At 42.1% G+C, this 14,560-nt stretch carries 12 protein-coding genes; 4 read left to right on the top strand and 8 right to left on the bottom strand.

Annotated features, from left to right (window positions below; all coding sequences use genetic code 11):
- Positions 1-62 precede the first annotated feature (62 nt).
- Together SAE01_RS10875 and SAE01_RS10870 are read left to right on the top strand one after the other, a co-directional pair.
- A complete protein-coding gene (locus tag SAE01_RS10875; protein WP_147203785.1) occupies positions 63-2,570 on the top strand; it encodes a glycosyl hydrolase family 95 catalytic domain-containing protein in 2,508 nt (835 codons plus the stop codon).
- A 131-nt stretch (positions 2,571-2,701) separates the two neighbouring features.
- Positions 2,702-3,532, top strand: coding sequence for a DUF3891 family protein (locus SAE01_RS10870; RefSeq protein ID WP_147203784.1), 831 nt, complete (start codon positions 2,702-2,704; stop codon positions 3,530-3,532).
- A 153-nt stretch (positions 3,533-3,685) separates the two neighbouring features.
- On the opposite strand, the gene SAE01_RS10865 is transcribed toward SAE01_RS10870, so the two are convergent.
- Genes SAE01_RS10865 through SAE01_RS10840 form a run of 6 tightly spaced genes read right to left on the bottom strand, consistent with a single transcriptional unit; the run spans position 3,686 to position 7,932 of the window.
- On the bottom strand, positions 3,686-4,579 hold the full coding sequence (locus tag SAE01_RS10865) for a DUF5777 family beta-barrel protein (protein WP_147203783.1): 894 nt from the start codon (positions 4,577-4,579) through the stop codon (positions 3,686-3,688).
- A 5-nt stretch (positions 4,580-4,584) separates the two neighbouring features.
- The gene (locus SAE01_RS10860; protein WP_147203782.1) at positions 4,585-5,124 is read right to left on the bottom strand and encodes a YceI family protein; all 540 of its coding nucleotides are present in this window, start codon (positions 5,122-5,124) and stop codon (positions 4,585-4,587) included.
- Between the two features lie 27 nt (positions 5,125-5,151).
- Positions 5,152-5,541, bottom strand: coding sequence for a c-type cytochrome (locus SAE01_RS10855; RefSeq protein ID WP_147203781.1), 390 nt, complete (start codon positions 5,539-5,541; stop codon positions 5,152-5,154).
- A 23-nt stretch (positions 5,542-5,564) separates the two neighbouring features.
- The gene (locus tag SAE01_RS10850; protein ID WP_147203780.1) at positions 5,565-5,981 is read right to left on the bottom strand and encodes an OB-fold protein; all 417 of its coding nucleotides are present in this window, start codon (positions 5,979-5,981) and stop codon (positions 5,565-5,567) included.
- 26 nt (positions 5,982-6,007) lie between these two features.
- A complete protein-coding gene (locus tag SAE01_RS10845; RefSeq protein WP_147203779.1) occupies positions 6,008-7,369 on the bottom strand; it encodes a porin family protein in 1,362 nt (453 codons plus the stop codon).
- The gene (locus SAE01_RS10840) at positions 7,357-7,932 is read right to left on the bottom strand and encodes an RNA polymerase sigma factor (protein WP_147203778.1); all 576 of its coding nucleotides are present in this window, start codon (positions 7,930-7,932) and stop codon (positions 7,357-7,359) included. The genes SAE01_RS10845 and SAE01_RS10840 overlap by 13 nt, the downstream gene beginning before the upstream one ends.
- 360 nt (positions 7,933-8,292) lie before the next feature.
- Here SAE01_RS10840 and SAE01_RS10835 point away from each other — a divergent pair, with 360 nt between their 5' ends.
- Positions 8,293-11,085: a PQQ-dependent sugar dehydrogenase gene (locus tag SAE01_RS10835; protein ID WP_147203777.1), complete on the top strand. Its 2,793-nt coding sequence runs from the start codon at positions 8,293-8,295 to the stop codon at positions 11,083-11,085.
- A gap of 274 nt (positions 11,086-11,359) precedes the next feature.
- On the opposite strand, the gene SAE01_RS10830 is transcribed toward SAE01_RS10835, so the two are convergent.
- Positions 11,360-12,517 (bottom strand): FG-GAP repeat domain-containing protein, encoded by a 1,158-nt coding sequence (locus tag SAE01_RS10830; RefSeq protein WP_147203776.1) that lies wholly within the window; start codon positions 12,515-12,517, stop codon positions 11,360-11,362.
- Positions 12,518-12,633: 116 nt separating this feature from the next.
- A complete protein-coding gene (locus SAE01_RS10825; protein WP_147203775.1) occupies positions 12,634-13,926 on the bottom strand; it encodes an MFS transporter in 1,293 nt (430 codons plus the stop codon).
- A 188-nt stretch (positions 13,927-14,114) separates the two neighbouring features.
- Between SAE01_RS10825 and SAE01_RS10820 the strand changes: the two genes are divergently transcribed.
- The gene (locus SAE01_RS10820; protein WP_147203774.1) at positions 14,115-14,552 is read left to right on the top strand and encodes a methylglyoxal synthase; all 438 of its coding nucleotides are present in this window, start codon (positions 14,115-14,117) and stop codon (positions 14,550-14,552) included.
- Positions 14,553-14,560 lie beyond the last annotated feature (8 nt).

Here is a 14,560-nt window from a genome sequence, read left to right as displayed (position 1 = left end):
TTTCTGCAATATTCAGATCAACCAGATCATAAAGCAGGAATTGGCTATTCTCGACGAGGTTTATGGCAATAACTTTCTTCCCAAAAAATACAAAACGAACCTCGTGCCTTATTGCTGCACTACTATTACCTCTGCCGTTTATAGGTTACAAAGAAATTGTGATAGGAAAGCCGGAAGCAAAAGAACTGGCAAGAAGACATTCTATTGTTTGTAATAAACCCGCCCCTGATTTTTTTTCCGGAGCGCTTTTGGGTAACGGAGGGCTGGGAGTTGTAGTGACCACAAGGCCCGATGCCATTGTGCTTTATTTTGGTCACAACAATGTGTGGGACGTGCGGGTTGCGGAGAACCACAGGGAAGAATTGAAGGATTTTAATTACGTTTTTGACAAACTGAAAAAAGTACCTACTTCCATTGCTAAGCTTACCCAAAACAAATGGTACAAAGAATACCACAAGACAGCGTCTGACAATTATAATAAACCCTATCCCCGTCCATTCCCTTGCGGCTCGGTCGTGCTTGGATTTGACAGGAGAAAAGTAGAGCTCATGGGACATGAACTTGATATTTCAAATGGAGTTTGTACGGTAAGACTGTTAGCAGGTAAAAAGAAAGTTTTTCTTAAGTTGATGACAGACATGAATAAAGACAGGCTGCTAATGCAACTGGTAGATGCCGGCGGAAAACCTGAAGCAAACATTTTCACAAGAATAAAAGTCCTTCCTGATCCATCTACGCCCGCCGAATTTCCTCATTACGAAACACTTAATTCTCTTGCTGACGGCACGCTTGGGTTTCGACAAATTTTACCAGATGCAGTTGGTAAAAATAGAGAGGTGGCGGCCAGCGCTGAAGACAAGGCATTTTCTTTAGCCGTTAGAGTTAACTCCCGGCTAAAGAAGATAAAACAAATCAATGTGAACGGTGGTTTGGATGAGATGCCTGATCTCGAAAGCGCTGTTTCCGCAACTGGAACTTTCTCTGCAATGGTGTCTTTATCTGAAGGTAGAGACACTAACGTACCGCAAAAACTTGCGGACAAGACTGAGCCTTCTCACAATTTATTCACCGCAACACTACGGCAAAACGTAAGGGAATGGTCAAGGTATTGGAGTAAGTCATCTGTCGAATTGGGCGATAATTTTCTTGAGGAAGTGTGGTACCGAAACCTCTACTTTTTCAATTGTGCGGTTAAAGATGGCGTTCAATCTCCCGGCCTCTTTGCCAACTGGAGCTACAATACTATAGGTAGCCGATGGCACGGCGATTATCATTTCAACTATAACATACAACAACCTTTTTGGCTGACCTTTTCAAGTAACCACCTCGAGAAAAACCTTCCCTATGTAAACCTGGTGGAGTTTCTTATGCCCTTGAGCCGGCGATGGGCAAACGAGTACTATCATTTGCCCGGAGCTGCTTTTCCCCACACGGCTTATCCTGTTCAAATGTCTATGAATCCCTTTCCAATACCTGATTGGGGATGGGAAATAAGCGAGACCCCATGGGCGGTGCAAGGGCTTTGGTGGCACTACACTTACTCAGGAGATACGACCTTTTTAAGAGCGCGGGCGTATGAACCTATAAAAGCAGCAACACAATTTTTGGTGGCGTACATGAAAAGACCTGACGCATATAGCGGCAACCGGTGGAAAGATGACAAATACCATATTTTTCCAACGGTGCCTCCCGAGCTGCATGGCCTTACGCCGGGCTTCAATTACAACTATGATTGCTCACTTGACCTAGCCCTTACCAGGTTTATTTTTAACGCGTTTCAACAAGCGACGGCCGTATTAAAAACTGCTGAACAGGAGGCTCCTTTGCTGTCTGACATTACTGATATTCTCAACAATTACCCCGATTATCCCACCGCTACTTCAGATGAATTTGGAGAAGTATTCGTGTCTGCGCCAAAAGAACATCATGATGTTGTGTACAATATTCCCTTGTCGCTTTCCCCTGTTTTTCCCGGGGAAGACGGCGGGCTGGGAAGTGAAAAAAACCTTTTACAACAATTCAGAAATACCTACCGAAATCATCAAAATGAAGGCGGCAACGATTTGGTCTTCCTTAACATGCAGGCAGCAAGATTGGGCTTGCTCGATCTCGATCAGTTTAAGCGACAGGTAAATTATTGCTTACTTCCCAACGGCACGGCGGCCAATCTTGTTTCGCAAACAAGGGGCAGGTACACCGACCAGTCGAACTTTACTTTTATGGCTGATGCAGGCATTTGGTTCGAAAACTTTGCGCTGCCGGCAGTAATCAACGAATGTCTCATGCAAGGTTACGATGGATTAATAAGGCTTTTTCCAAATTGGCCAAAGGAAAAAGATGCGACATTCAATAACCTCCGGGCGGCAGGAGCTTTTCTGGTAAGCGCAAGCCAGCAGGACGAAAAAGTTACAGGCGTAAAAATCATCAGCGAAAAAGGCAATGAATTACGTATCATAAATCCGTGGGGCACTGATGGCGATGTAGTAACTGCAGCAGGAAAACGAGCAATTGGTAAATCCTTGTTAGTTTTAAAAACAACTCCCGGCGAGGTAATCTTGCTCCGTCCATGATTAATTTTTTTGGTACCGGCTTTTGTTTTTCATAGCATCATCGTTGCGTCGCATTTCGTTCATCATTAGTTACAACTTACGTCTTAGCCTTCCCGCAAATCCTTTCCAGTTTGGATCTTTTACAGCAATAAATGGCAGATGGCATAATATTAAAAGCAATACGTGCAATAGCTTTTTTTAGAGAAGTATTCAACAGGTCAACCATGATTGTCAACTATAAAGAAACGGGATGGGAAGTAGTCACACAACGTGCGCATGGAATAGTAGCAGCACAGGTAGCTATGCATTGGAAGGCGAAGGAACGTCCTTCAAGATGGCTTGAAACGTTGCTTGCCATAGCTGAACATGATGACGCAGAAGTGGAGTTAGGTGGTGAAGATTTAATTACAGAAACTGGTGGACCACTAAACTTTTCAATGAAGCTTTTTGACCTGGAACACTGCGAGCAGCTTGCCATGCTTACCATTACAAAAAGTCGTTACATAGCCCTGCTTACTTCCATGCACATGGATTTTTTGCACCGCGATGAAGAAAAAGAGAACCCCCAAGCGAAACAATTCCTCGAACATCAAAGAGCGTTGCAGGAAAAGTGGCGGGAAGAATTGGGTATTGATAAAAAGGAGGCTGAAAGAATTTATTACCTGCTCGAGTGGTGTGATGCATTCTCACTTCTACTATGCAGGCAACAAGTGCAACCTGAAAAAAGAGGCATTGAAATAAGTACAGGTCCAGATGGAACGGTGTACCAGTTATTCGAAATAGAGCCGGGAGTATTAACAGTGGAGCCGTGGCCTTTTGAGGCGAACTCGTTTTCTGTCGCCTTCGAATCAAGAGAGATACAGCAGCTAAAGTTTGAAAGCTCTTCTGAGTTTAGAACGGCATTTATAAATGCACCTGTAAAAGAAACTGTTTGGAACCTCGTTAAAAAGCGAGGGCCGGTAAGAAAACCTGCAAAGGTGTAAGTGCCGTTTGTCTCGCAAGTGTGCTCCGCTATCAACAACAGTCGAAGTGTGCGACGCAAGAATGTTTGTACGAGTTATAAAGCTGGCTCCATAAAAAAATACCGGACCTGAGAACAGGCCCGATACACTTCACAGCTACCAGATGAACCGTTATTATTCTTTCCGTTTGAAATTAAAAGCACGTGAAATGTTGAAACCAAAATATATATCACCATCACTCCATTGGCCGCTTGTTTTAGCGAGGTAGTAAGGGCCGATCATGCCGCGCGAGTTAGTAAATACCAACTGGAAAACGTGGCCGCCCGTTTCGATATCTAACCCTAGTGAAAGAGAATTATACACTTTAGAAGATACCACCTGGTTGCCGGGAAGTACGTTGTACTCCGCATCAATACTCATTCGATTGGTGATCTTCATGCGACCTCCTAAACCTAACGCGAACACATCATTTTTGTCTTTTGGCGTTGATACCATATTGAAATGGATAAGAGTTGGCGAAAGCTGTAATGAAAGTTTTCTGCTCAACTTACTTGCAATCAATAATTGCGACGTATAGGCCGTGCGAAAGCGTGAGGTTAAGAAAGGTTTATCTGCCTTTTTTGGAAAAGACGTATATGACATCAGCTCGTACAAACTAACTGATACGGGAATCTTTCCGGCAGTCTGCCTTAGTAGTTTTAGTTTAAAGTTTGCATCGCAAGTCTTATCCAGCGAGCTTCGCCCTACCCCGACTGAGAGAAAATCAGCAATGCCATAATCGAGTCCAAAACGAATTTCGGCATTGTCTAATCCAAACAGCTCGTATGCGCCATCGCTCAATTCTCCAAACCGGTGCATGATTAAAAATTGCAGCGTCTTTTTTGCAGGAGCTTCAGCGGTTGGTGTATTGATAAGTTGAGTGGCCTTAAACGTGCCGGAAACAACTTCCGGTTTAGCATCTTTACTTAAAGAGTCATTCAACATGTTGAGAAGAGCACTGTCCTGGGCAGAAGATGAGACAGTAAAAAGGAAAAAGCAAAGTGTAGCGGTCAGCAAATTTCTACGCATGATATTTATTTTGGATTACATTCTACTAAAACACGAACATCGATTTGTTTGGCTATTTTTTCGCTCACCAAAGCAGGGATCTTAATATTGAAATCACCGGGTGTTAATTTAAACTCTGAGGCACCAATTAATTTGTTGTCTCTAACCTCTATCGTTCCAGGCACATCAATGGTTTGCGTTACTCCATGCAGGGTTAATTGTCCTTTTATCTGCACAGGGTACTTGCCCGCGTTAGCGGCATTGACGTCACCGGTATAATTACCTACAAAAGTTGCTTTCGGAAATTTGTCGCTTTCTATATAGTTCTCGTTGAAGTGCTCTTGCATCAACTGTTTGGGAAATAGAAAACCTTTGACGAGGCAGGTAAAAGCAAGGTTCTTTTTAGTAGCGTCAATGACTGCATACAACTGGCGGTTTTCTGCCTTTATATCTTCCAAAGGTGTTTTTGAAAAAAAGCCTGCATAGCCATTGCGGGTGATAAAAGTTTGAGCCTGCAGACTACCGGTAAGTAGTGATAGTAAGCACGCAAATACGAGTGTTTTCATGTGTAGCAATTGAAGTGTTTTGAAGCATTAATTATTTTGAGAGCCCCTGTTAATCCAGTCTCTTATTTTGTTGATATCGCAATCTGAAAGTTTAGGCTTTTGATATGGCATAGCAGGGTACCCGCTTGCATGTGTAATAACGTTCAATAGCAATCCCGTTGAAGCCCGTTGTTGCACTTTGTTGTAAGTATCGAGGCTGACACCTCCTTCAACATTACCATTGCCGTGACAGCTGTAGCAGTTTGCCTGGAGGATAGGTTGCACGTTAGCAGCGTACTTCATATTAACAGTATCGCAAGGATTGGTCGTGCCTCCGGTAGGGGGAGTACTGCTCTTGCTTTCAACTTCTTCATTTGTTTTAGAACAACTCGCAACAAACAAGCTTATCACACATAAACAAACACAAATCTTCTTCATTCTTTAAATTTTATAGTAGAGTTTTATTTCTCAATAACAGCGTCAACAATATTTACGTCCATTAAAAAGCCTACACATCTTCCTTTCACCTTTACAGTGGCACCTTTTGCAGGTGTAGTTTCTGCACCATCCTGATTTTTTCTTACGCTACAATTAACACCTCCCATCTCATCCCCTACTAACAAAACGCTTATGGTGCTGTCCGACACTTGCACATTGTCGACAGTCCCAGTTACCTCAACCACCTTTTCAACGAACTGCTGGCTTGCTTTCTTTTCATCCTGCTGAAAAGCTGCGTACAGGTCCTTAGCACTTACACTATAATCCGCTTTTACATCTGCCAGGCTTGTGCGAGGCTTTTGATACATATAAAAAGCTGTAGCAGCAATGATGGCAACAAGCAATACCATCCCTGAAAAAAAAACACTCTTTTTTTTCATGTTTGATTTTTTACAATAATTAATGGCTACTTGAAAGACCTGCTCAGACTTAAGAATATACCCGTACTGGATACAGGTAATTTTCCTATACCAACTTGTTTAAGCGGCAGCTTTACATAAGGTGCAACGCTAATATTGGTATACTTGCCCAACGACTTCTGATAACCCACACTTAAGTTCATTATCGAGAACCAGTCTCTGGTTGATTGCATGTATTCATAGTCTTTTCGATAGGATACATTGTAGCGGTTATACGATACGTTATAGTCCTCGCGCGACATTATATAAGATGATATTCCGCCTGATACAAACCAGGAGTGCTTTTGAGTTCCAGCGAAATCATATCTCATGTTAATCGGAATTTCTATCATATCACAATAGCCGGTTGCGTTCTTAACTTCACTGTGCATGGGGAGTTTTAAAAAGGCTGTGTCCAAGTACTTACCATCGGTATAATAATTTTTTCTATCCCACAATGCGCCGCCTTCTACAGAAATTCTCCTGGCAAATTGATACCTGAGCATAACCCCTAAGCTATAGCCAACCTTGCTTGTCTTTTGAAGCTTTACTGTACTTACATCAGGTCCGGCAACAATTGAAAAAGAGAGCGTCTTTTTAAAAGGAGGCTTCTTTATATTTTTAGTTTCCTTACTTGCAGGAGGTGTAGACAAACCTTCTCCGTTTTTAGTAACAACGTTTTCAGGGGTATTTTCTTTTTTGGATGAATCCGTGATTACCTGGGATTGTGTTGATGAGGCAGTTGCCTTATCAAGGTCGGCAGTAGTGGTAGTAGGGCTTTCTTCGCCGGTTGCATTAATTGACTTAGGAGCTGAAGTTTGTGAGGAAAGAGATTTGCCGGCTAACTTTTTCCTTTTTGTAATAAGGGCAGTATTAACAGCCAAAGCTCCTTCTCCCGCTAAGCTTGCTTTGCTCATCTTAACACCCTTAATTGCTTTGCTGCCGCTTATTAAATTAACCTCGTTACTGCTTCCCGCTGATTTCGTTACTTCCCCTTTTCCATTTCCTGCTATCGCTTCTGTTTCACTTTCTTTTTTCCTTGATTCGACGTTCCCTATTTTAGGGTTTGAACCAAGTGAAGGTGTATTGTTTGCCGGATCAGATTGTATATCAACAGTTCTATTTGTTTCTACACTAGCCGCCATTTTATCGTTACCGATATACCTGCCACAAATAAAACCTATTGGTAAAAGAAAAAGCAACCATAAAAACCTGTAATCTCTTTTTCTTGACACCTCTTCGGCAACAACTCCTTTTTCATGATGCAGCTCTTGCTTCACCTTATTCCAATCGGCTCCACTTGTATCCAAAGGATACTCTTCGGCAGCCCGCTTGAACAAGTCTTCCATATCGTCATCTAAAGGCTGCATATATCTGCTTCTTGTAAATCTTTATCTAAAAAATTTTTTAATTGCATTCTTGCTTTTGCAAGATTTGACTTAGACGTTCCAACAGAAATGCCCAACTTTTCAGAAATCTCCTGGTGCGAGTAGCCATCAATAATATACATGTTGAATGCAGCCCGGTAAGACGGTGGCAAGTTCTTGACCTTGGCGATTAACTCCTTGTATAGGATTTTTGCATCCGCCGCCTGGCTTTTATCTTGTACCTCCCATATATGGTCTGGTAAGCCCCCAATCTCGGGCAGCATGTTACTTCTTCTCAACTCGTCTATCGCTGTATTAATCATGATGCGTTTCATCCAGCCCATCCAAATTTTCTCAAGATTTTCCCTTTCCGGACATTCAAATTTTTTAAATGATCTGAAGATTTTTACAAAAGCATCATTTACCACATCAGTTGCTTTTTCATACCGATAAATATATCTAAACACAACTTTTAGTGCATAGCCATAGTATCGCTCATAAAGCTTCTTCTGACACTTGTGGTCGTTAATCAGGCATCCTTCCATTATGGAATGTAAATCTTCCAATTGCTTTTGCAGGTTTTCTGGTTTCTTAATTACTAATACGTGTCCCTAAATGATTCGGTTGGTTTGCCCGGAAAAATTAATTAAAAAATGATTAGAGCCGGAAATAAACAGTTGCGAAAAAAATAATCGGGAGAAAAGGCAAATCAAAAGCCTTTAAAGAAGTAAAAGAGTATCAGGTTTGGTTATAAAAGTGCAGGTATTTTTTGCCTCGCTTAGTTTTAAACTTTTTATTGCAAAATCGAGAATTATCGAAACTACACTTTGTTGATATGCTAGTATATTTAACCCCATTTCACAGGTAAAACGAGATTTCCCAATTTCATTATTCTACAAATTCCCGATAAATGCATCAAACCAATTATGAATAAGATTATATCAGCGAAGTATTTCTATGTTGTTCTCATTCTTGCTGCCGTTGGAATATTTTCGGCAGCGTTTAAGCAGACTGGTCCGAATTCCACAAGTAATGTTCCTCCTGGTGCTGACACTGAGCAAAATCGTTTTACGCGGGTAGTGTTGGCGCAGAAACTAGAGGAGCCAATGCAGTTTGAACTTTTAAAAGATGGACGGGTTCTTTTTGCCGAACGAAAAGGAAAATTGAAATTATATAATCCTACAACGGGCAAAGTAACTGTGATTGCCGAAATTCCGGTAAGTACAAAATACAAGAGCTTTACCGGCGAGATAACCGAAGCGGAAGATGGTCTCCAAGGTGTTATCCTCGATCCTAATTATGACCAAAACCACTGGATTTATTTATACTATTCCCAGGTTGGAAACGAAGCCGTCAACGTAGTGGCGAGGTTTGAATGGTTAGGAGACAAATTAATCGAAAGCTCAAAAAAGATACTATTGAAAGTAGCCGTTCAACGCGAGGAATGTTGCCACGTTGGAGGCGGTATGTTGTTCGACAAACAAAACAATCTGTATCTGACTACAGGTGACAATACTTTTTCAAGATCCTCCAGCGGCTTTACTCCGATAGATGAACGTCCCGGGCAGTACCCAAGGGATGCGCAAAAATCTTCAGGCAACACCAATGATCTCAGGGGAAAGATTCTTCGTATTCATCCCGAGCCAGATGGCACATACACTATCCCTGAAGGCAATCTTTTTCCAAAAGGAACTGCTAAAACCCGCCCTGAAATCTACATTATGGGCAACAGGAACCCATGGCGTTTAGCAATTGATAGCAGAACCGGCTGGTTGTATTGGGGTGAGGTGGGCCCTGATGGATTCAATGATACTGTCGGTCGTGGCCCAAAGGCATACGACGAATTTAATATGGCCAAGCAAGCGGGAAATTATGGCTGGCCTTATATGGTTGCTGATAATAAAGCTTACTGGGATTATGACTTTGCTACAGGAAAGTCAGGAGAGCAATTTAACCCTGCGCATCCTATCAATAATTCACCCAACAACACCGGATTAAATGATTTACCACCGGCTCAACCTGCTATGATCTGGTATCCTTATATTGTATCGGATGAATTTCCTGAGTTGGGTAGCGGAAGCCGTAGTGCCACGGGCGGGCCCATCTATCACAGGTCTGATTTTAAAAATCCTAAGCGTCCTTTCCCTGCATATTATGAAGGAAAATGGTTTGTTACTGATTGGGCAAGAGGCTGGATTATGGCGGTGACATTAGGTGAGGACGGAAAGTATAAATCGATGGAACATTTTCTTCCAAAGGAAATGTTCAGAGGTCCTATTGATATGGATTTTGGTCCTGACGGAGACTTGTATGTGCTTGAATATGGAAACGGGTACTTTGCCGATAACCCTGAAGCCCAACTTGTAAAAATCGAATATAACGGGGGCAACCGTCGACCTGTGGTACAGGCATCTTCTGATAAAAAAGGCGGCGCAGTTCCGTTTAAAGTTCAACTGTCAGCTGCAGGTACAGAAGATTTCGACCGCGATGCACTTACTTACCAGTGGAAGGTGACTTCTAAAAATGGTACCCCTAAGATTTTCAACCAGGCTAACCCGGTTGTAACGATTACTACACCTGGAGTCTATACAGCGTTGTTAACAGTGACCGATGCCAAAGGTGCAAAAAACAGCAAGGCAGTACAACTAACTGCGGGTAACGAACCTCCGGTAGTGAACATTGATTTTAAGGGTAGTAATAAAAGCTTCTACTTCCCGGGAAAAAAGATCGACTATAACGTAAATGTAAATGACAAAGAAGACGGCAGCCTTGCAAGCGGCAAAATTACGCCTGCCCAGGTAGCAGTGACAATCGATTACCTTTCTGAGGGATATGATCAAGTTGTGATTGCGTCTAACCAAAGGAGTGTAGATGCTTCTGTACGATTTGCAACCGCTCAAAACTTAATCAGTAAAAGTGATTGTAAGGCTTGCCACAACATCGATAAAAAATCTTTAGGCCCTGCATTTACAGCCGTTGCACTTAAGTACAAAGGTGATAATGGAGCAGAGGACAGGTTGGCTAAAAAGATCATCTCCGGTGGTAGTGGTGTTTGGGGTGATGCCGCCATGCCTGCTCATCCTTCATTTTCAACAAATGATGCGGCCACTATTGTCAAGTACATTTTAAGCCTGAGCGAGAAACAGACAATAAAATCAAGACCTGTAAAGGGCAGTTATTCGTTGGATTCAACTACCAAAACAAGTCCTAAAGGAAACCTCATTTTTAGAGCAGCTTACAGAGACAAAGGAACTAAAACCGCTGCTGCCCAAACTGCCGAAGAGGTAGTTGTTTTGCGTAACCCGATTGTTCAGGTGTCTAATGTAGACAGGGATGAAAATATAGAATTTGCACCAGGCAGGGCAAGGGCGTTAGCCAAAGGGCCAATGTCTTACATTGGAATAAACAAAGTTGATTTAACTGGCATAGACTCGATAGAGTTCGCTGCCGGAGCATTCGGAGCTATGGGTCCTGCTTTAGGAGGAACTATTGAAATTCATTTGGATTCTCCAACAGGTAAATTAATAGGCACCACCCCTGAAATTACACCACCACAACCTGGAGGTGCAAGGCGAGGCGGTCGCGGAGCAAGAGCAAAAGCCGGCATCGGTGAAGTAACAGGTATGCATGATTTATACTTTGTTTTTGTAAATAGCAAAGCAAAAAACACAGACGTTACAATATCCGTATCGGATATAAAGTTTGATCAAAAGCTATAGCCGGGTGCCAACAATCTATAATTAGAAACCCTCTGTAAAAAGCAGGGGGTTTTTGATTTTATAGGTGGTAAATTTTGCTGGCCAACATTTGAATTTTCATCAGCTTCGTTGTGTCACTCACTTTTGCAGCATTGCTATTTTCAACAGTTCCTTAACTAAGCTTTAGTTCCAACAATATCCGGATTTTTCATTTTTGCCCGATTAATATCGAAAGCTTCATTTAAGTTAGAAGCTTGACTCCTTATCTTACTTATTCGATTGACGTTTTATAGGCTTAATTCCTATTCCAATAAATCTTAAGATTCTTGGTAGCACGTCCTGAAGCGATAATATCTTTTTTACCGTCTCCGTTTAAATCAATTACCTGCAAATCTTCTGTGGCCATGCCGTTGTCATCTATCCAATAAGAATCCCATTGATTGCCACTTTTGTCTTTTGATACATACATTTTGATCCCCACTTTATTCTCGGCGTTCGGACTTCTCCATCCTGCAATTACCTGGTCGGTTCCAAGACCAAGCAAATCGGCGGCAGCTAATGCGTGGCCTTCCTTCAACTGATCGTCCAGTACTTTTCGTGTCGGATTTTGCTCTCCCATGTAGACAGCAACTGCTACTCCGTGCATTGGTTCTATTGTCGCCAGGAACTTTTCTTTGCCGAAGTTGCCAACTCTAATTTCCCCCGTTCCCAGCTCTACACCTGCAATTTTCTCAGCGTTTGGTGCGCCGGTTTTACCTGGAAAATTTTGAACAAGTCTCACTCCTTCCTTTCCGGCAATATAAATTTTATTCTCTTTTGCAGACCCTTCATCTGCTATCGCAATGTTGTGTGTCATGTGCATGGCATTGTCTATAGTTACCGTTTGCCATGCCGAGCGTGGGTTAGCCGGAAATTTATAACCCATAATCTTAACCCCTTCTCCCTCACCATTTTTGTTGCCACGTCCATGCAATGGAACTACTACCAGGTAAAAGTTGCCATCTGCAGCTTTCATCCAGCGCATACGATGAATAGTTGGTTCATGATGTAGCTCGATCGCCTCCCATCGTTGGGTCGGATCTTTAGGACGAACGAGATAATGCACAGAACCAGACTTAGCTGTATCTGAAGTTTCGGCTGGATTCCATTGTGCTCCCACGGCTACTTCTACCTTGCCATCTCCATCCAGGTCTCGCGCAGCAATGCATACATTGTCTTGCTCTGTCAGGTTTTCTATCATCACAAAACGCTTCCAGTCACCATTGCGATACCACACGAACTGTTTCTTATCAGCAAGCAGAATATCTGGTTTTGAATCACCATCAACATCACCCAAAGCAAGACCGTAACCTATGGAAATATTATTATCAATTGTTTGGGCTTCAAACTTTGGAGGCAGAGGTGCATTGCTGCCGAAAAGGTTTAATTGAAATAACAGGAAGAAAGCAAGCATGATGTATTATTTTGATTGTAAGAAGATTTGGTTTGACAGTAAAATTCGAAGTATAATTTACTCCAAAAAGATTTGAGAAAGCAGCTGGATTTGAAGCTCTAACAAATAAGCAACTGCTAAACAATAACCGGTTTTATTGATCCCTCTTCAATGTTTTCAGGCAGGCTTACTTGTTTCAATGGATCAATGCCTAACCACAATAACGCTCCTGTTAACATAACCAAAGCGACGACAAAAAGTGGGTAGTCGAAGTTGTGAAACACGTCGACCATTTTCCCGAAAATAATTGCAAGGAAGAAAGCACCCATCTGTCCAAAGAAATTCATGGCGCCGGTAACGGTTCCTGCATTGTTTCTGCCTATGTCTGTACACACTGCATACGAGACCATCACACCAAATGAAAAGAAACCGTTTGCGGCAATAAGACAAAAAGCCACCGAATTGTTCTGAGGTAAAATGGCAGCTAAAAAAATAAGCACACCACAAATGCCAAGGCCGCTCATTCCTACAAACCGTCTCCCAAATCGAAGACCTTTTCGCTTAACTAAAAAGTCTCCGCAAAAACCTCCAAACAAAAAACCTACAATACCAACCACAAACAAAGTGAACACAATTTCTTTCATGACATTTTCAGTAAAATGCCTTCCCTCAACCAGGTAGACAGGCATCCAGGCAACGAAAAAGTAATTAGCCCACTGGCAACAAAAATACATCAGCATCAGGGCCCAAAGGTTCCAGTTTCTTAGAATGGTTTTCCAGGAGAGGTGTTGGTGACTGGCGCTAAACCGGCGATTGTTTTCTATATACTCAACCTCTTTAGGAGAGATTTTTTTCATCTCAGAAGGAAAATTCTTAAACCAGAGATAACAGACCAACACCCAGACTACGCCAATTAAAGCATTGACATAAAAAGAGGCACGCCAACCATAAGCGACAGCAATGGGAATAATAATCAAAGGCGCTATGGCAGAGCCAATTTGAGATCCAATGCCTACCCATGTGAGCGAGCGCCCAATCTCTTGAACAGGAAACCACCTTGAAATAACAATCATACAATTGGGATAAGTGCCCGACTCGCCCACACCAAAAAGAAAGCGAATAAATATCAAAGACATCAGGCCGGTGGCAAAACCTGTTAAAGCTGTAAAAAAGGACCACAACAGTACAATGCGGATAAAAAGCGCTTTAGGTCCTATCCGATCTCCTAACACTCCAGACGGAATTTCGAAGAGCGCATACGCTAATGAGAAAGATGCCAATACCCATCCGAACTGGGAGTTGTTTAAAGCAAACTCCGTTTTTATTCTTACCCCAACAATCGAGATGCAAATACGGTCAAGATAAGTAAGTGTGGTTAATGAACAGAGTAAAGCTAAAACCCTGAAACGGTAAGGTAGTTTTGGCAGCATCTCCTAAAATTATTGATTTTGTAAATAAGAGCAACACTTCCAGCCCTTCCAATTGTCGTCTACGAAACATCGCTAAGAAATGGTTAATTGTACCATATTTTGCTCAATTTCAGATTTAGTACTAAAAAAGTTATTGTGTAATATGGCAGTGGTTTTGTAATTACAAAAATCACTAATACCTGCAAAAGATGTCTGAAACACGAAGTTTACCTGTACAAAAACAGGTAGCCCTTGTAGCACATGATAAGAAGAAAGATGAGCTTGTCGAATGGGCTTTGGAAAATAAGGAGATCCTCAAAAACCACCAACTGATTGCAACAGGGAGTACCGGCAAATTGATAGAAGAAAAACTAGGCTTGCCGGTAGAAAAATTGCTAAGCGGACCACTGGGCGGAGATCAACAAATAGGTTCGTTGATAGCTGAGGGCAAGCTTCAATTTCTCGTCTTCTTTTGGGATCCGTTAGAGGCGCAGGCGCATGACAGCGACGTAAAAGCGTTACAACGACTTGCTGTAGCATGGAATATTCTGCTGGCCTCAAACAGGACAACGGCAAACTTTGTACTGCATTCAGATTTTATGGAACAAGTATATGAAATAGAGACGCCTGATTATTCTAATTACTAGAAAATTAA

Source organism: Segetibacter aerophilus (assembly GCF_007991655.1).
GTDB lineage: Bacteria > Bacteroidota > Bacteroidia > Chitinophagales > Chitinophagaceae > Segetibacter > Segetibacter aerophilus.
This window is presented reverse-complemented; position numbering and strand designations above follow the sequence as displayed.